Source organism: Allofournierella sp. CML151 (assembly GCF_027853465.1).
Taxonomy (GTDB): domain Bacteria; phylum Bacillota; class Clostridia; order Oscillospirales; family Ruminococcaceae; genus Allofournierella.
Window position 1 is genome coordinate 114,980 of sequence record NZ_JAPNNW010000005.1, and the last position, 16,909, is coordinate 131,888.

Annotated in this window: 16 protein-coding genes; 15 read left to right on the forward strand and 1 reads right to left on the reverse strand. The window is 63.9% G+C overall.

The window, feature by feature from the left end:
- Positions 1-20 precede the first annotated feature (20 nt).
- From PH256_RS05610 to PH256_RS05670, 13 genes are all read left to right on the forward strand, one after another.
- Positions 21-1,145: an immunity protein Imm33 domain-containing protein gene (locus PH256_RS05610; protein WP_270913330.1), complete on the forward strand. Its 1,125-nt coding sequence runs from the start codon at positions 21-23 to the stop codon at positions 1,143-1,145.
- Between the two features lie 202 nt (positions 1,146-1,347).
- A complete protein-coding gene (locus PH256_RS05615; RefSeq protein WP_270913331.1) occupies positions 1,348-2,688 on the forward strand; it encodes a hypothetical protein in 1,341 nt (446 codons plus the stop codon).
- Between the two features lie 95 nt (positions 2,689-2,783).
- The gene (locus tag PH256_RS05620) at positions 2,784-3,380 is read left to right on the forward strand and encodes a cytidylate kinase-like family protein (RefSeq protein WP_087182942.1); all 597 of its coding nucleotides are present in this window, start codon (positions 2,784-2,786) and stop codon (positions 3,378-3,380) included.
- Positions 3,381-3,526: 146 nt separating this feature from the next.
- On the forward strand, positions 3,527-4,003 hold the full coding sequence (locus PH256_RS05625; protein ID WP_087182943.1) for a peptidylprolyl isomerase: 477 nt from the start codon (positions 3,527-3,529) through the stop codon (positions 4,001-4,003).
- Positions 4,000-4,449 (forward strand): GtrA family protein, encoded by a 450-nt coding sequence (locus PH256_RS05630; protein ID WP_087182944.1) that lies wholly within the window; start codon positions 4,000-4,002, stop codon positions 4,447-4,449. Before PH256_RS05625 ends, PH256_RS05630 begins: the two co-directional genes overlap by 4 nt.
- A 115-nt stretch (positions 4,450-4,564) precedes the next feature.
- A complete protein-coding gene (locus tag PH256_RS05635) occupies positions 4,565-4,885 on the forward strand; it encodes a PadR family transcriptional regulator (RefSeq protein ID WP_087182945.1) in 321 nt (106 codons plus the stop codon).
- Positions 4,882-5,571: a DUF1700 domain-containing protein gene (locus PH256_RS05640; protein ID WP_270913332.1), complete on the forward strand. Its 690-nt coding sequence runs from the start codon at positions 4,882-4,884 to the stop codon at positions 5,569-5,571. Before PH256_RS05635 ends, PH256_RS05640 begins: the two co-directional genes overlap by 4 nt.
- A complete protein-coding gene (locus PH256_RS05645; RefSeq protein ID WP_270913333.1) occupies positions 5,568-6,440 on the forward strand; it encodes a DUF4097 family beta strand repeat-containing protein in 873 nt (290 codons plus the stop codon). The genes PH256_RS05640 and PH256_RS05645 overlap by 4 nt, the downstream gene beginning before the upstream one ends.
- 138 nt (positions 6,441-6,578) lie before the next feature.
- Entirely contained in the window at positions 6,579-7,772 is a 1,194-nt protein-coding gene (locus tag PH256_RS05650) for an AfsR/SARP family transcriptional regulator (RefSeq protein WP_270913334.1), read from the forward strand.
- Between the two features lie 178 nt (positions 7,773-7,950).
- The gene (locus PH256_RS05655) at positions 7,951-8,658 is read left to right on the forward strand and encodes an ABC transporter ATP-binding protein (RefSeq protein ID WP_087182949.1); all 708 of its coding nucleotides are present in this window, start codon (positions 7,951-7,953) and stop codon (positions 8,656-8,658) included.
- Positions 8,659-8,661: 3 nt separating this feature from the next.
- A complete protein-coding gene (locus PH256_RS05660) occupies positions 8,662-12,351 on the forward strand; it encodes an FtsX-like permease family protein (protein ID WP_270913335.1) in 3,690 nt (1,229 codons plus the stop codon).
- Positions 12,352-12,526: 175 nt separating this feature from the next.
- Entirely contained in the window at positions 12,527-13,612 is a 1,086-nt protein-coding gene (locus PH256_RS05665) for an HD domain-containing phosphohydrolase (protein WP_270913336.1), read from the forward strand.
- 1 nt (position 13,613) lies between these two features.
- Positions 13,614-13,979: an Hpt domain-containing protein gene (locus tag PH256_RS05670; protein ID WP_270913337.1), complete on the forward strand. Its 366-nt coding sequence runs from the start codon at positions 13,614-13,616 to the stop codon at positions 13,977-13,979.
- A 105-nt stretch (positions 13,980-14,084) separates the two neighbouring features.
- On the opposite strand, the gene PH256_RS05675 is transcribed toward PH256_RS05670, so the two are convergent.
- A complete protein-coding gene (locus PH256_RS05675; protein WP_206406336.1) occupies positions 14,085-14,744 on the reverse strand; it encodes an HD domain-containing protein in 660 nt (219 codons plus the stop codon).
- Positions 14,745-14,956: 212 nt separating this feature from the next.
- Here PH256_RS05675 and rpoN point away from each other — a divergent pair, with 212 nt between their 5' ends.
- Together rpoN and PH256_RS05685 are read left to right on the forward strand one after the other, a co-directional pair.
- Positions 14,957-16,366 carry an RNA polymerase factor sigma-54 gene (gene rpoN / locus PH256_RS05680; RefSeq protein ID WP_270913338.1) on the forward strand — a complete coding sequence of 470 codons (1,410 nt, stop codon included), beginning with the start codon at positions 14,957-14,959 and terminating at the stop codon, positions 16,364-16,366.
- An 82-nt stretch (positions 16,367-16,448) separates the two neighbouring features.
- On the forward strand, positions 16,449-16,904 hold the full coding sequence (locus PH256_RS05685; RefSeq protein WP_270913339.1) for a spore coat protein: 456 nt from the start codon (positions 16,449-16,451) through the stop codon (positions 16,902-16,904).
- The last annotated feature ends 5 nt before the right edge of the window (positions 16,905-16,909 follow it).

Here is a 16,909-nt window from a genome sequence, read left to right on the forward strand (position 1 = left end):
AAAGAAAAAGGAGCATATCAATGAATGTATTCAACCACAAACGGCCCCTGCGCCGGGACAATTACGACCTGGCCGGGGCGCTGCTGGAATTTCTGGACCGGATGAAGGCCCAGGGCCAGGGCGAAGCTGCCCCCTGTGAGCCGGACCGGTTCGCGCTGCTGCTCACCGGACCGGCGGCCCTGCGCAAGGTGCCGGGCATCCCCGGGGCCATGGGCGCGGACACCCTGTTCCTCTGCGAGCGGGACGGCGGCGACGCTGCCGCAGTGCGGGAGCATTGCCGCAAGCTTTACGGCGCAGACGATGCGGCGGGCCTTGCGGCCTTCGCGGAGAAGGAATACAACACCCAGAACGACTACGCCCAGTTCCGCAGTTTCTGGAAGGGCCGCCCCTGCTTTGACATGAGCGGGCTGGACGAGCGGGGAAAATTCCTCTTCAACGCCTGCAAGGATTTTGCCGAGCTGCTGGCTCCCATTGCCGGACGCAAGGGCTTTCTGGCCTTCGACTGCGCCGAGCGGCTGGGAATGTGGCGGGCTGCGGCGGCTGCGGGCATCATTACCGAGGAGGAGTTCTGGGCGAAGGCCCGGCCCCTGGCCTCTGCGGCCTCCGACCGGTACGACAGCTTTTTGGAATACGCGGCTGGCTACCTGTGCGGCGCCTGCTACGACATGTTCCGGGGTCAGATGGCCGAGGAGAGCAAGGTGGACAAGGACGAGATGCGCCGGTACGTGGAGCTGAACTGCCGGGTGCTGGAACAGCTGCTCACCGGACCCTGGCGCGCCTTCGCCTGGTACAAGCGCCCGCCCAAGCAGTATAAGCTGGCCCCCGGCCAGATGCGGCAGTTGCTCACCGGCTACGAGGGCGGCGACAGGGTGGCCTGCATCGCCAGCGACCGGATCACCGTGGACGGGATGCCGGTGGGCTACCTCTACCGGGAAGCACCTCTGGACCCCAATGCGCCGGACAGCGGCTGGCGCATCTTCGCGGGGGACGAGAGCCCCGATTACATGGCGGACGCCGCCCACTTTGAGTTTTATCACCTGAACACCATCTGCAACTACGACGCCTCCATTCTGGAGCTGCTGAACACCCCCGCGCCCGCCGCTTTCCGGCGGGCCGGAGACGGCTGGCAGCAGGAAGAGCGCTGAGCGGATGCCGCTGCCCGGCCGCCTTTCCGGTGGCCGGGCATTTTTGTGGGCGGAGGGGGCAAAATATCGTGCAAGTTATACAAAGAACGGCGGGGAAACCGGCGTTTTGCTTGACAGAACGCCCCCGAAAGGATAGGATAAAGGTAGAACGCGGGGATACGCGAAAAAACCGGCGTCCCCATGACCGGAAAGGATTGGCTCTATGCTGAAAAACCTGTATCTGATGAGCGGCACCGACGCCTTCACCAAGGGCGGGCTGGACAATGTGGCACTGACCGAGAACGCCGTCTGCCTGGAGCAGACCGGCGGGCGCTATGTGCTGTACGGCTGCTTCACCTCGCCGGAGATCCGCTTCCCGGCCTTCCGTCAGCTGACCGTGAGCTGGAATGCCGAGACGCCCGAGGGAACGGTGGTGGAGGCCCAGGCACGGGTGCTGGTGGACGGCGAGTGGACCGGCTGGTTCACCCTGGGCAAATGGAGCCCCTACATCCGGCGTGAAAGCCTGCATCAGGAGGCGGCCAAGCCCGCCTATGTGAATGGCGATACCATCCATGTCCCGGCGGGGCGGGCCAGCCTTGCCCAGCTGCGGATCTACCTTTATACCAACGATGAGCAGCTCACCCCCCTGGTACGGCTGCTGGCCGCCAGCGTGCGGCCGGTGGACTGGCATTGGGAGGAGGCGGAGCCCTACGGCCGCCTGCTGCGCCTGCCGGCCTACAGCCAGCAACTGCGGGACCCGGTGTTCGCCAAGAGCATGAGCGCCGCGGTGACCCTGGCCTCCATGATCAACCGCTGGGGGCAGGACGCCCTGCCCGAGGAGCTGGCCTGGGGCATGCGGGACTATGCGCTGGGCGACTGCTTCAACTATGCTTTCATGACCGCTCTGGCCGGCGGCTACGGCTACCAGGCCTACCGGGCCTATCTGGACCCGGCGTCGGTGTGGCAGCAGGTGAAGGCAGGGCACTCCATCGGGCTGCGTATGCACTACGCGGCCAATCAGGAGGACGCCGCCCGCCTGGGCCTGCCGGTGCTGCCGGGGGCCTTTGCCACCGGGGCGGACCAGTGCATGGCCCTGCGGGGCTTCGAGCTGGAAAACGGCCAGGTGTATGTGCTGGTGAACGACAGCCTGGCTCCCACCGACCGCCAGGCCGAGGCCCGCTACCCGGCCAAGGAGTTCTGGGCGGCCTACAGCGGCGAAGCGGTGATCATCACCGGCAAGCATCCCGGCGAGGACGAGGGCCATCCCATCCGCCGCCGGGCCGGGCTGCGGGCGCTGGAGCAGCTGGGCTGCTACCTGTTCCAGAGCGCCGAGGGGGAGGATCTGCCCCTGCCGGAGGATTTTGAGGGCACGCTGGCCTGCACCGTGCCGGACGGCGTGGCGCACGCCACCACCGCCCACAAGGCCTTCCATTACCTGAGCCGCAGCGAGGAGGGCGCGGTGCGCCTGCCGCCCGAGCTGCTCAGCCAGGCGGGCCGCCTGACCGTGTACGCCATCGATTTCAGCGGCGGCGGCCTGGTGGGCGAGGTACACACCGGCAACTGACCGGTCCTGTTTTCAAAGGCACCGGCGCATTTTCCGTGCGCCGTGCGCGATAAAAACCACAAGGCGGCAGCGCCGCCATAAAGGGGGTCAATTGTATGAAGCGCAACATCATCACCATCAGCCGTGAGCACTGCACCGGCGGTCTGGACATCGCCCGCAAGGTGGCACAGGATCTGAACATCCCGTTCTACGACAAGGAGCTCATCACCATGGCCGCCAAGGAGAGCGGCCTTTCCGAGGAGTCCATCGCGGCGGTGGAAAAGCGCCACTCCGCCAGCCTGCTGTACAGCCTGTACACCATGGGCGGCGATCTGCCGCTGAACGATCAGGTCTACATCATCCAGTCCCACATCGTTTCCCAGCTGGCGGAAAAGGGCCCCTGCGTGATTGTGGGCCGCTGCGCCGACTACGTGCTGCGGGACCGGCCGGACGTGCTGAAGGTGTTCCTGCATGCCACCATGGACTTCCGCAAAAAGTTCGCCCTGGCGGCGGGGGATTTTGCCCCCGGCACCGAGGACCGGGTCATGGAGCTGAGCATTCAGAAGGAGGACAAGCGCCGCGCCTCCTACTACAATTACTACACCCAGAACCGCTGGGGCGAGGCCCAGTATTACGATATGTGCCTGAACGCGGCCCTGGGCATCGACGCCTGCGCAAAGCTCATCGAGCAGGCCGCCCAGCTGGAGGGCTGATTTTTCCCCGACGAGGCAGCCGGAAAAAATGGCGAATCATACCACAACGCCTTGTGGTATGGTATAATAACCGAAAAGGGCGGCCCGGCGTGCGGCTGTGCGCCGGGCCGCTTTTCTGTAAAAATAAGGAATGGAGAGATTCTGATATGGTACGCATCACCATGGAAAACGGCAAGACCATCGACCTGGAGCTGGACGCTCAGGCCGCACCCATCACCGTGGAGAACTTCCTCAAGCTGGTGAACGAGGGCTTCTACAACGGCCTGACCTTCCACCGCATCATCCCCGGCTTCATGATCCAGGGCGGCTGCCCCGAGGGCACCGGCATGGGCGGTCCCGGCTGGCACATCAAGGGTGAGTTCGCCCGCAACGGCTGGAAGAACCCCATCAAGCACGAGCGCGGCGTGATCAGCATGGCCCGCGCCATGGACCCCAACTCCGCCGGCAGCCAGTTCTTCATCATGCATGAGGACGCTCCCCATCTGGACGGCGGCTACGCTGCCTTCGGCCGCGTGGTCAACGGCATGGACGTGGTGGACGAGATCGCCAACACTCCCACCGGCTTCCAGGACCGCCCCGTGACCCCCGTTGTGATGAAGACCGTGGAGGTCATTGAGGGATGATCGAAAAGCTGAAAGGGCTGATCGAGAAATATTACGAGCAGCTGGCCTACCTGTTCTTCGGCGGTCTGGCCACGCTGCTGAACATTGTGCTGGCGCTGGTGTTCCGCTGGATGGGCATGCCCACCACCTGGAACACCCTGCTGGACAACGTGATCTGCATCCTGTTCGCCTACTGCACCAACCGCATCTGGGTGTTCCGCAGCCACAGCAAGGGAATGGATGCCCTGCGGGAGTTCGCCTCCTTCATCGGCTGCCGTCTGGGCACCCTGGTGATGGACGTGGCCATCATGTGGATCGGCGTGGACCTGATCGGCGCGGCCCTGGTGCCGGAAGGCTGGCAGGGCGCGTGGTTCCTGGCGGTGAAGCTGGTGGACCAGGTGCTGGTCATCCTGTTCAACTACATTTTCTCCAAGCTCATCATCTTCAAAAAGGGACAAAACAGCTGACGCAAAAAGAAGTTCCGGATTTCCGGAGCTTCTTTTTTTGTTCACATAATATTATATTGACATTTAATATTATACGAAATATAATATTGTTAGAAACAGAAAGGGAGGCGACGGCGTGGCGTTCAACAACGGAGCGGCGCTGATGGATGCGCTGGTGCTGAGCACGGCGGCGAAGGAACCCACCTACGGGTACCGGATCACCCAGGACGTGCGCAGAATCATGACGGTGAGCGAGAGCACCCTGTACCCGGTGCTTCGCCGCCTGCAGAAGGAAGGGTACCTGGAAACCTACGATCAGGCGTTTGCCGGGCGCAACCGCCGGTACTACCGGCTTACCGAGGCGGGCGCCCGGGCGCTGGAAGAGTACCGGGCCGAGTGGATCGAGTACAAAAGGCAGATTGATTCCATGCTGCTGGAGGGGGAAGACGACCAATGACGAAACAGGAATTTTTGCAGCGGCTGAACCGCCTTCTGGCGGATGTGACCCAGGAGGAACGGGAAGAGGCGCTGCGCTATTACGAGGAATATTTTGACGAGGCGGGCCCCGAACAGGAGCAGGCGGTGCTGGCCGAGCTGGGCAGCCCGGAAAAGGTGGCCGCCATCATCAAGGCAAACGTGCCGGGCAGCCGCATCCCGCCCCGCTACCAGACGCAGGGCGCCGGGCAGGCGGCAGGTGCCGCGGCGGGCGCGGCCCAATACGCGAACCCGCCCCAGTACCCGGGTGCGGCGCAGAAAAATGACAACCGAACCCTGTTCTGGGTGGTGGTCGTGGCGGCAGCAATTCTTCTTTCGCCCCTGTGGCTGAGCGTGCTGGGCACCGTGTTGGGCATCCTGGCGGCGGTGGCCATCACCGGGGCCGCACTGGCCTTCAGCGGTGCTGCGATGGTGGTTGCAGGCATCGTGGTGGTGGTCAAGGGCTTTCTGACCATCTGGACCGGCGTGGGCACCGCCCTGCTGGTGGCGGGCCTGGGCGTGCTGGACGTTGCCCTGGGCTTTGCGCTGCTGGGCATCGGCCTTGCGCTGCTCTGGCTGCTGGTCTGGCTCTGGCGCATGGCCGTGCGGGGCTGGCACTGGGCCAAAGAAAGGCTGGCACAGAACAAGGCGAGGGGGAATGAGCAATGAAACGTGTGATCAAATACTGCTTTATGGCGGCGCTGGGGCTGCTGATCCCCGGCATCCTGCTGTGCGTGCTGGGCATGGTCACCGGCGGCGTGTGGAGCGACGCCTTCAGCCGCAACAATCTGATTTCCAGAACAAAGCCCATGTGGGGCTGGGATTGGCACTGGGGCCGCAGCACAGCCGCCTCGGTGGCGGTGGATGACCCGTCGTGGACTCTGTCCGGCTCGGACGACTGGCAGCTTCCCCACAAAACCGGCGACGTGCAGCGGCTGGACTTCACCGTGGAGGTGGGCCGTCTGGAGCTGACGCTGGGGGATGATTTTGCGCTGAACACCGACGGCTGTGACGATGTTCTGGTGGACAGCAGCAAAAAGGACGGCGTCTGGACGCTGACTGTGCGCTCGGAGCACAACCACAGCCATGACCACGGCAGTGAGGACGTGGTGGAGGTGGTGCTGCCCCGGGACGCCTGGTACGACGCGGTGGAGCTGGAGTGCAGCGCCGGGAGTATCACCGGCGAGGAGCTGGCCTGCGGCAATCTGGAGGTGGATGTGCAGGCGGGCAGCGTGCAGCTGCGCCGGGTGCAGGCCGATTCCATGGACCTGGGCGCCGATGCGGGCAGCGTGGACGTGAGCGGCACCGTGAACAACGAGGCGAAGATCGAGGTGAACGCGGGCAGCGTGACCCTGCGCACCCCTCAGCCGGAGCAGTACGGTTATACGGTGGAGTGCAACATGGGCCAGGTGGAGCTGTTCGGGGGCGTTTCCTCCTCCCTGTACAAGCGGGTGGTGGAAAACGAGGACCTGCGCCCCTTCTTCGACCTGGAGGTGAACACCGGCAAGGCTGCGGTAAGGGCGGACGATACCCTGTAAACAAACAAGCAAACGGCCCGGAGGCGTCTCCGGGCCGTTTAATTATACAAAGCGGCTATACAATACGCCGCAAAGCCGGTATAATGGAAAAAACAACAGCGCCAAAGCCCCTCGCGGGCGGCGCGGAAGGAGCGGAGCATGGAGCAGCACAGCATGCGGGTGGAGACCTTTGGCGGGTTGGCCGTCTGGCTGGACGGTCAGCTTCTGGTGCGTCGGGGCGAGCGGATCAACAAAAATCTGGAGATGCTGGCTCTGCTGGCGCTGAACGGCCGCGCGCCCCTTTCCAACGAGGCGCTGGCCGGTCTGCTCTGGACCGAGAAGGAGAGCCACAACCCGGCGGGCGCGCTGAAAAATGCCGCCTACTCCCTGCGCCGTCTGCTGGAGCAGCGGGGTGTGGAGCGGGAGCTGGTTACTGTGGAGGACAAGCAGTACCGCCTGGCACCGGACCTGGCGCTGGAGGTGGACCTGTGGCAGGCGGGGCAGCTGGCCGAGCAGGCGGTGAACCAGCCGGACAAGGCCCTGGCCCTGGCGGCCTGGGAGGAGCTGGACCGCATCTGCTGCGGCGACTTTCTGCCCCAGCTGGCGGACCGGCCCTGGGTGGCCGGGCAGTCGGCCCTGGTGCGGGACGGCTGGCTGGCTGCTGCCCGGCGGGCGGCGGCGCTGCTGCTGGAGGACCGGGAGCGCTCGGGTGCGCGCCGGGCGCTGGCGGTGTGCGCCGAGGCGCTGCTGCTCTTCCCGGATGATATGGAGCTGCAGATCGTGCGGTTTGCGGCCATGCAGGAGCTGAACATGAAGGCGGCGGTGCGCAGCCAGTACCCGCTGTTGGCCGAGATGCTGATGGAGCGGCAGGGCCAGGCCCCTCCGGCCCGGCTGCGGGCCATTCATCAGTGGGCCACCGAGGGCGAGAGCCGGGGCCGGGAGGAGATGCTGCGCATCCGTCAGAAGCTGGCCAATCACGAAAAGAACGCCCCTCCGGGCCCCTATTTCTGCGAGTACGACCAGCTGCCCATGCTGTATGCCATGGCCCGGCGGCAGGCGGCCCGCACCGGTCAGGTGACGGTGCTGCTGCTGGCGGGTGCGGGCGGCCAGCCGGGCGCGGCCAGCGCCGGGGCGGACCAGGAGCTGCGGTTTCTGCTCAGCCAGACGCTGCGCCGGGGCGACGTGTGCTGCCGCTACGGCCACGACCAGTATCTGGCGCTGCTGATGCTGGCCGACCCCGCCCACACCGGCGCGGTGGAGCACCGCCTGCGGGCGGGCTGGAAGCCGGTGAACGGCCGGCTGGAGCTCACCTTTGACTTCGGCGGTCCGCTGCCTCAGATCCACGGCGAATAAGTGCAGGCCCCCGTCAGGAACGACGGGGGCTTTTTTGGCGCTCGAACCGGAAAAAATTTGGGCGGATTTCTTAAAAAATTCACGGATTGTACCAGGATTGTTGGTTGTGTGGCCCAAAAACTTTGTTTATAATAAAGGTATCACAGGGGAGCCATTCCCCCCTCAAAGGAGCGACGAAATGGAACGGCATTTTGTGGAATTCGACAACGTGTGCAAATATTACCAGATGGGTGAAAACCGCATCGCGGCGGCGGATCACGTCTCGTTTTTCATCGACAAGGGAGAATTCTGCGTGATCGTGGGCCCCTCCGGCGCGGGCAAGACCACCGTGCTGAACATGCTGGGCGGCATGGATGGCTGCGACGAGGGCCGCATTTATCTGGACGGCCAGGAGGTGAGCGCCTACAATCAGAAGCAGCTCACCCGCTACCGCCGCTACGACGTGGGCTTCGTGTTCCAGTTCTATAACCTGGTGCAGAACCTGACCGCGCTGGAGAACGTGGAGCTGGCCAACGAGATCAGCAAGGAGCCGCTGCCCGCCGAGCAGACCCTGCGCCAGGTGGGGCTGGAGCACCGGATGGACAACTTCCCGGCCCAGCTTTCCGGCGGCGAACAGCAGCGGGTGTCCATCGCCCGGGCGCTGGCCAAAAATCCCAAGATCCTTTTGTGTGACGAACCCACCGGCGCGCTGGACTACAAGACCGGCAAGCAGGTGCTGGCCCTGCTGCAGAACACCTGCCGCCAGACCGGACGCACCGTCATCGTGATCACCCACAACTCCGCCCTCACCGCCATGGCGGACCGGGTGATCCACATCCGCAACGGCCAGGTGGCCGGTGTGGAGGTGAACGAGAACCCCACCCCCGTGGAAAGGATCGAGTGGTAAATCATGAAACGTACATACCGCAAAACGGTGGTGCGCACCATCCGCCAGAGCCTGAGCCGGTTTCTGGCAATTTTTGCGATTGTGGCCCTGGGCGTGGGCTTTCTGGCCGGTCTCTTGGCCACCACGCCGGACATGCGCTATTCCGCCGACCGCTTTTTCGACGAGACCGATCTGTTCGATCTGCGCATCGTGGGCACCCTGGGCCTGACCGACGAGGATGTGGAGGCGGTGCGCGCCGTCGACGGGGTGGAGCAGGTGATGCCCGCCTACTCGGCGGATGCCATCGTGAACACTCCCTCCGGCGACGGACTGGTGGCCCGCATCCAGAGTGTGCCGCTGGACCAGATTGAGGCAAAGGAGCCGGAAGGCTACCTGAACCGGATGGAGGTGGTGGAGGGCCGCCTGCCGGTGAAGGAGGACGAGTGCGTGGTGGAGCAGGGCTCCGACCTGCACAGCCTGGGCTTTTCGGTGGGCGATACCCTGACCATCTCGCCGGACAACGAGGACTGGGAGGATACCTTCACCCGCAATGAGCTGAAGGTGGTGGGCGTGGTGAGCACCAGCGCCTATTTCTCCATCGAGCGGGAGAGCGCCAGCGTGGGCGACGGCACCGTGGACGTGGTGCTCTACACCGGCGAGCAGAACTTCGCGCTGGATGTGTGGACCGATATTTATGTGCAGGTGGAGGGCGCCAAGGCCTACGACAGCCTCACCGACGCCTACACCGATTATGTGGACCTGACCGCCCGGAGGCTGGAGGATATCAGCGGCGAGCGCAGCCGCATCCGCTATGAACAGGTGAAAACCGAGGCCGAACAGGCCCTGGCTGACGCCACCGCGGAATATGAGGACGCCAAGGCGGAAGCGGAGCAAAAGCTGGCGGATGCCGAGGAGGAGCTGGAGGACGGCCGCAGCGAGATCGAAGAAAACGAGCAGAAGCTGGAGAGCGCCCAGAAGGAGATCGAGGACGGCCAGGCCGAGCTGGATGCCAATAAGGAAAGCCTGCCCGGCACCCTGAGTGCCAAGCAGCAGCAGCTGGCGGATGCCCAGGCCAAGCTGATCGACGCCAAGGCCGAATATGAGGCCGGCGTGGCCCAGGTGGAGCAGAAGAGCCAGGAGCTGGCGGACGCAAAACAGCAGCTGGAACAGGCGAAACAGCTGGTACAGCTGCTGGAGCCCACCCTGACCAAGGCCCAGGAGGCCCTGCCCGAATTGCAGGCCCGGGTGGATGAGCTGCAGCCCACGGTGGACAGCGCCAAGCAGCTGGCCGACCAGCTGGAGGCCGCCCGCGCCGAGGCCGAAACCAGGCGGAACGAGGCCTCCGCCAATCTGGACGCGGCCAACACCGAATTGACCAACGCCCAGGCGGCCATCGACGCGGCCCGGGGCGAACTGACCGAAGAGGAATGGGCCGCTCAGAAGCCCGATGAGGCTGCCCCGCTGCTGGCGGCCCGCACCGAGGCCGAGGTCCGGGTGCAGACCGCCCAGGCCGAGCTGGACACCGCCCAGCAGGCACTGGATTTGGCAGCCAGCCAGGCCGAGGCTGCCCGTACCCAGGCGGATGCGGCCCAGGACCTGCTGGACGAAGCCAACAGTGCGCTGGCCGAGGGTCAGCAGACCCTGAACGATACCCAGGCCCAGCTGGATGAAGCTAAGACCCAGATTGCGGAAAACGAGCCCAAGATCACCGAGGGCGAAAAGCAGCTGGAGGATGCCAAGGCCCAGCTGGAGGAGGCCAAAAAGCAGATTACCGAGGGCGAAAAACAGATCGCCCAGGGCGAAAGCGCCCTGAGCATGGCGCCGGGCCTTGCCCAGCTGGAGCTGGAGCTGGCCCAGGAAAAACTGGATTCCGCAAAGGCGGAGCTGGAGGACGGCACCGCCCAGCTGGAGGATGCCAAGCAGCAGCTGAGCGAGGGCGAGGCGGAATATGCCGAGCAGAAAAAGAGCGCCGAGGAACAGCTGGCCGACGCCAAGCAGCAGCTGGACGACGCCCAGAAGGAAATCGACGAGCTGGAGGAGCCGGAATGGTATCTGCTCACCCGGGATGAGAACGTGAGTTTCGCCTCACTGAAATCCAACGTGCAGAAGGTGGAGGCCATCGCCCGGGTATTCCCGGTGTTCTTCTTCCTGGTGGCGGCGCTGGTGGCCCTGACCACCATGACCCGCATGGTGGAGGAGGAACGGCTGCAGATCGGCACCATGAAGGCGCTGGGCTACAGCAAAAAATCCATCATGGCAAAGTATGTGATCTACGCCATGACCGCCACCGTGGCAGGCTGCGTGTTCGGCTTGCTGGTGGGCTTCAATCTGTTCCCCACCGTCATCTGGAATGCCTACTCCATGATGTATACTCTGCCGAAGATATACTGCTTGTTTAACGTGCACTACGCGGCCATCGCTTCGGGCGCGGCCATCCTGTGTACCCTGGCGGCCACCCTGAACGCCTGCTGGGCCACCCTGATGGAGACCCCCGCCACCCTGATGCTGCCCAAGGCCCCAAAGGCGGGCAAGCGCATCCTGCTGGAGCGGGTGCGGCCGGTGTGGAAGCGGATGAAGTTCACCCACAAAGTCACCGCCCGCAACCTGTTCCGCTACAAAAAGCGGTTCTTCATGACGGTGGTGGGCATCGCGGGCTGCACCGCCCTGCTGGTAACCGGCTTCGGCCTGCACGATTCCATCAGCGACATCGTGAACAAGCAGTTCGGCAAGGTGTTCACCTACGACTTCACCGTGAGCGTGCGGGACCCGGAGGAATTTGAGGGCAGCGAGCTGGAAGAGGTGCTGGGGGATACTGAGCTGGTAACCGATTGGACCCTGGTGCACCAGGAACAGAGCGAGAATGAATTCGGCGACATCACCTTCGAGACCTATCTGTTCGTGCCCCAGGAGAGCAGCCGCATCGGCAGCTTTGTGGATCTGCATGAGCGCAAGAGCGGCGATGCGGTGCCCTTCTCCGAGACCGGTGTGGTCATCACCGAGAAGATGAGCGAGCGGGCGAATCTTTCGGTGGGAGACACCGTGACCCTGGAAAACAAGGACGGCCTCACCGGCACCTTCCGGGTGGACGGCGTGGTGGAAAACTACGTGGAGAACTACGTGTACATGAGCGCCGAAACCTATGAATCCGCCTTCGGTGTGGCGCCGGAGTTCGATCTGGTGCTGGGCCACGCGGCGGACGATTCCGACGAAGGCCGGGCCGCGCTGAACAGCACCCTGCTCAAGACCGAGGGCGTGGCGGGCGTGAACCAGATCAGCGATCTGAAGAACACCTTCAGCGGCATGATGCAGAAGATCGACATCATCGTGGTGGTGCTCATCGTCTCCGCCGGTGTGCTGGCCTTCGTGGTGCTGTATAACCTGACCAACATCAACATTACCGAGCGAACCAAGGAGATCGCCACCATCAAGGTGCTGGGCTTCTACGACAGTGAGGTCTCCGCCTACGTCTACCGGGAGTCGGTGGCGCTGTCGGTCATCGGCACCCTGGCGGGGCTGGTGCTGGGCATTTTCCTGCACATGTTCGTCATCCACTCGGTGGAGGTGGATGCGGTGATGTTCGGCCGCACCATCAAGCCCATGAGCTACGTGTTCAGCGCCCTGCTCACCCTTGTGTTCAGCGCGCTGGTGAATCTGGTGATGCACCGAAAGCTGCGCCGCATCAGCATGGTGGAAAGCATGAAGGCCCCGGAATGATCCGCAGAAATCGTTTTTGAACGAATTTTGCAAGGGTTACAAAGATTTGATTTGACGGGATCGGGTGACGTATACTATAATAGTTAACATAGGGCGTGGGGCTTTGCCCTGCGCCCTGTTTTTTGCAGAAACTCTGCAGAACAGAAAGGAAGTGAACCCTGTGTTCCCGTCGACTATGACGCAGACAGATCCCGCAGCGCCGGAGACCCTTCTCATCGTGGACGATGACGAGCTGAACCGGGCGATTCTGGAGAATATATTCGCAGGGCAATACCACATCGAGCAGGCGGAAAACGGCCGCCAGGGTCTGGATGCCATTCTGGCGGACCCGGGCCGGCTGTGCGCTGTGCTGCTGGATGTGATGATGCCCGAGATGAACGGGCTGGAGGTGCTGCGGGAGCTGAATGCCCGCGGCCTCACCGAGCAGGTGCCGGTGTTTTTGATCACCGCCGAGACCGGCGATGAGATGATGAAGGAAGCCTACGGTCTGGGCGTGATGGACGTGATCGGCAAGCCGGTGGTGCCCTATCTGGTGCAGCGCCGGGTGGGCAGCGTGGTGGAATTGTTCCGCGCCCGGCGGCGGCTGGGCAGCGTGGTGGAGCGCCAGAAGGACGCTCTGCTGGCTCAGGCGGGCAAGATCATCGAGCTGAGCCACGGCATGATTGCCTCGCTGGCGGCGGCCATCGAGTTCCGCAGCGGCGAGTCCGGCGACCATGTGCGCCGGCTGCAGCGCATCACCCGGGAGCTGCTCACCCACACCGAGATGGGCAAAGGCATGAGCCAGCAGACCGTGGAGGACATCGCCCTGGCGGCGGTGATGCACGATGTGGGCAAGATCGCCATCCCGGATGCCATCCTGAACAAGCCCGGCCGCCTCACGGCCGAGGAGTTTGAGGTGATGAAGACCCACACGATCCAGGGCGCAAAGCTGCTGGAGAATATCCCCCAGATGCGGGACCACAGCGCCTACGAATATGCCATCGATATTGCGCTCCACCACCACGAGCGGTGGGATGGCCGGGGCTATCCCCACGGCCTTGTGGGGGATGAGATCTCGGTGGGTGCGCAGATCGTGTCGCTGGCGGATGTGTACGATGCATTGGTCAGCGCCCGGGTGTACAAGGCGGCCTTTTCCCACGAAAAGGCACTGGAGATGATTCTGAACGGGAAGTGCGGCACGTTCTCGCCCCGGCTGCTGGAATGCTTCCGGCAGGTGCATCCCCAGATCCGTGCACTGTATGAAACGAAGGAGGAAGGCTGAGATGAACCCACAGAGCCAGGCAATTCTGGAGCAGGGCGGCGTGGATGTGAACGGCGCCCTGGGCCGTTTCATGGGCAGCGAGGCCCTGCTGGAGCGCTTTTTGAAGCGCTTTTTGCAGGATGAGACCCTGAGTGCTTTGCAAACAGCGCTGGACGCGGGCGACACCGAAGCCGCCGCCGCTGCCGCCCATTCCCTGAAGGGGACCAGCGGCAACCTGTCGCTGAATATTCTGTTTGAGCGCTCCACCGCCCAGCTGGGCCAGCTGCGGGCCGGGGACCTGGAAGGGGCCCGGCAGGCCATGGCCGGAGTGACCGAGGCCTACACCAACGCGGTGGAGGCCATCCGCGCCGTCTACGGCGAGGGCTGAGTCACCGCAAAAACCGAACAACAAAAAACGCCCGTCCGGCATTTTCTCTCTGTGGAGAACGCCGGGCGGGCGCTTTTGTTTATGTTTGTGCTTTGGCCGGGCGGCTCACAGGATGGTCTGGCCGTTCACCACCAGCCGGAAGGCAAGGCCCAGCTTGTCCGCCGCCTTGCGGCAGAGCAGCATCCGGTCCATGAAGATTTCAAAGTAGTCGATCACCGGCGAGATGGCGGTGTCGATGGTCAGCTCCAGCAGCACCGCGCCGTCGTCGGTGAGGGTGGTGGAGGCCTTTTCCACCGCGTAGTTCACCCGGTCGTGGATGTCGAACTGGGCCGGGTCCTTGGTGCGCACCCGGCTGCGGCGCACGTCGGTCTTGTCGGCCAGGATCAGCGCCGCCGCCACCGGGTTCACCGGGTAGGCGGTGGCTTCGTCGTGGTTGCCGATGGCCGAGCACACGGTGGCGATCTCGTCCGCCTCCATGCCCAGATTGTCCAGGATGCGGAAGGCCATCACCGCGCCGGACTGGGCGTGGTCGATCCGATTGATCACGTTGCCGATGTCGTGCATATAACCGGCGATCCAGGCCAGCTGGCAGGTGCGCTGGGAGTAGCCCAGATGGGCCAGAATCTTCTCGGCAAAATGGGCCACACGGGCCACGTGAGCGGTGCTGTGTTCGGTATATCCCATGGCGGCGAGGGTGTCGTCCGCCCGGCGGATGTAGGTTTGAATCTGCTTGTTTTCCTTGATGTGGTGGGGGGTGATGATCATGGTGCGCCTCCTTGGCGGCAAAAAAATTACAATTATACGTTATTATAGCATGGTCATGTGAAGGGGAAATCAGCATGGGGTAAAGCTTTTGTTAAAAAAGGACGGAACAGGAATTGTGCATAATGACGAAGAAAGGTGCAAAGCTTGCCGGAATATGTGGAAAACGCTATAATAATAGCTGACTACGGACCAAGGAAAGAGAGTGGAAGAGCATGGAACTGATACAGCAGCAGGAGCAGCGGCAGGTACTCAGCCAGGGGCTGCGCCATTCACTGGAGATTTTGCAGATGCCGGTGCTGGAGCTGCAGGAGTTTTTGCAGGAGAAGGCACTGGAGAACCCGTTGCTGGAGCTGGAGTTACCCCAGGAGATGCACCTGCCGGACCCGGCGGAGTCCACCGCCGAGGAGAGGGGCGGCGAGGCGGACCGGTGGGAAGCCACCGGCAGCGAGAGCGCCGCAGTGTGGGACCTGCCCGCCGGGGAAGGGCTGGGCGAGTGGAACCGGGGCGGCGACGGGGAATGGGACCGGATGGCCGCGCTGGCTGACCCGGCGGACCGGGGCGAGAGCCTGGCCGAGGCGCTGCACGAGCAGCTGCTGCGCATGCCCGGCCTGACCGACGAGCTGCGCCGCCTGGCGGATTACCTGGCGGAATGCCTGAACGAAAACGGCTTTCTGGAATTCTCGCTGGAGGACCTGGCCGCCGATCGGGGCGTGAGCGTGTTTGAGATGGAGCAGGCACTGTATGTGCTGCAGAGCCTGCAGCCCGCAGGCGTGGCGGCGCGTACCCTGCCCGAATGCCTGGTGCTGCAGCTGGCCCAGACCAAGGACTTCAACGAGTACACGGTGCGGCTGGTGCGCCAGGGGCTGGAGCTGCTGGCCAAGAATAACATGACCGCCATTGCCCGGCTGCTGGAATGCACCCCGGCCCAGGCCCAGGCGGCGGCCAGGGCGGTGCGGGCGCTGAACCCCCGCCCGGCACAGGGCTACGGCGCGGGGCCGCTGGCCTATCAGATCCCGGAGGCGGTGTTCCGCCGGGAGAACGGCCAGGTGGTCATTGAGCTGGAGCGGCGGCTGGCCCCCCGGCTGCAGCTGAACGAGCAGAACTGCACGCTGCTGCAGCAAAGCGGCACCCCTGAGGCCAAAACCTATTTAAAGGAGCGCCGCGCCGAGGCCCAGCAGCTGATGCGGGCGGTGGCCGAGCGGGAAAGCACCCTGGTGCGCCTGCTGCGCCAGCTGGCCCGGGACCAGCAGGACTTCTTTTTGCAGGGCGGGCCGCTGAAGCCCATGACCCTGACCCAGATGGCCCAGAGCCTGGGGCTGAGCCTTTCCACCGTGAGCCGTGCGGTGCAGGGCAAGACCCTGCAGTTCGAGGGCAAGAGCCTGCCGCTGAAGCGGTTCTTCTCCGCCGGTGTGCCGGTGGAGGGCGGCCAGGTGAGCAGCGAGAGCATCAAACGCCAGCTGCAGCGCTTCGTGCAGGCCGAGGACCCGGCAAAGCCCTTGTCCGACGAGGCTCTGCGGGCAGCGCTGGAGGCGGTGAACCTGCCGGTGGCACGGCGCACCGTGGCCAAATACCGGGAGGAGCTGGGCATTCCCAGCTCGTCGGCCCGGCGGCGGGTGGAGTAAGGCGCATAATTCTTCCTTTTCTGCGGCATACTGATGCCAGAGGCCCGAAATACGGGTTATCCAGAAAAGGAGAGGATGCGTCATGAACCTGACCAAAAAGGAGCAGAGTCTTTTGAAGGACCTGCAAAACGAGGAAAAGACCTGCGCCGAGAAGTATCACAAGGCCGCTGAGGCTGCCTGTGACCCGGCGCTGCAGCAGATGTTCGCCCGGCTGGAGAAGGCCGAGCAGAACCACTACGACACCGTGACAAGCATGCTGGCGGGCGAGACCCCCACGCTGAAGCCGGGCCAGAGCCAGAATGCCAAAAGACCCGAGCCCCAGCGCGCGCAGGTGAGCCGGGCCGAGAAGAAGAGCGACGCCTACCTGCTGGCGGACGTGCTGGCCACCGAGAAGTTCGTTTCCGGGGTGTACAACACCGCGGTGTTTGAATTTTCCGACCCGGCGGCCCGCAATGCGCTGGCTGCCATCCAGCAGCAGGAGCAGCAGCACGGCAAGGAGATCGCCGACTACATGACCGCCAACGGTCTGTATTGCTGAATCGA

What these genes read in the sequence shown, in the direction of transcription:
- PH256_RS05610 (WP_270913330.1), top strand. Translation starts at nt 21, where the DNA reads ATGAATGTATTCAACCACAAACGGCCCCTGCGCCGGGACAATTACGAC.
- PH256_RS05615 (WP_270913331.1), top strand. Translation starts at nt 1,348, where the DNA reads ATGCTGAAAAACCTGTATCTGATGAGCGGCACCGACGCCTTCACCAAG.
- PH256_RS05620 (WP_087182942.1), top strand. Translation starts at nt 2,784, where the DNA reads ATGAAGCGCAACATCATCACCATCAGCCGTGAGCACTGCACCGGCGGT.
- PH256_RS05625 (WP_087182943.1), top strand. Translation starts at nt 3,527, where the DNA reads ATGGTACGCATCACCATGGAAAACGGCAAGACCATCGACCTGGAGCTG.
- PH256_RS05630 (WP_087182944.1), top strand. Translation starts at nt 4,000, where the DNA reads ATGATCGAAAAGCTGAAAGGGCTGATCGAGAAATATTACGAGCAGCTG.
- PH256_RS05640 (WP_270913332.1), top strand. Translation starts at nt 4,882, where the DNA reads ATGACGAAACAGGAATTTTTGCAGCGGCTGAACCGCCTTCTGGCGGAT.
- PH256_RS05645 (WP_270913333.1), top strand. Translation starts at nt 5,568, where the DNA reads ATGAAACGTGTGATCAAATACTGCTTTATGGCGGCGCTGGGGCTGCTG.
- PH256_RS05650 (WP_270913334.1), top strand. Translation starts at nt 6,579, where the DNA reads ATGGAGCAGCACAGCATGCGGGTGGAGACCTTTGGCGGGTTGGCCGTC.
- PH256_RS05655 (WP_087182949.1), top strand. Translation starts at nt 7,951, where the DNA reads ATGGAACGGCATTTTGTGGAATTCGACAACGTGTGCAAATATTACCAG.
- PH256_RS05660 (WP_270913335.1), top strand. Translation starts at nt 8,662, where the DNA reads ATGAAACGTACATACCGCAAAACGGTGGTGCGCACCATCCGCCAGAGC.
- PH256_RS05665 (WP_270913336.1), top strand. Translation starts at nt 12,527, where the DNA reads ATGACGCAGACAGATCCCGCAGCGCCGGAGACCCTTCTCATCGTGGAC.
- PH256_RS05670 (WP_270913337.1), top strand. Translation starts at nt 13,614, where the DNA reads ATGAACCCACAGAGCCAGGCAATTCTGGAGCAGGGCGGCGTGGATGTG.
- PH256_RS05675 (WP_206406336.1), bottom strand. Translation starts at nt 14,744, where the DNA reads ATGATCATCACCCCCCACCACATCAAGGAAAACAAGCAGATTCAAACC.
- rpoN (WP_270913338.1), top strand. Translation starts at nt 14,957, where the DNA reads ATGGAACTGATACAGCAGCAGGAGCAGCGGCAGGTACTCAGCCAGGGG.
- PH256_RS05685 (WP_270913339.1), top strand. Translation starts at nt 16,449, where the DNA reads ATGAACCTGACCAAAAAGGAGCAGAGTCTTTTGAAGGACCTGCAAAAC.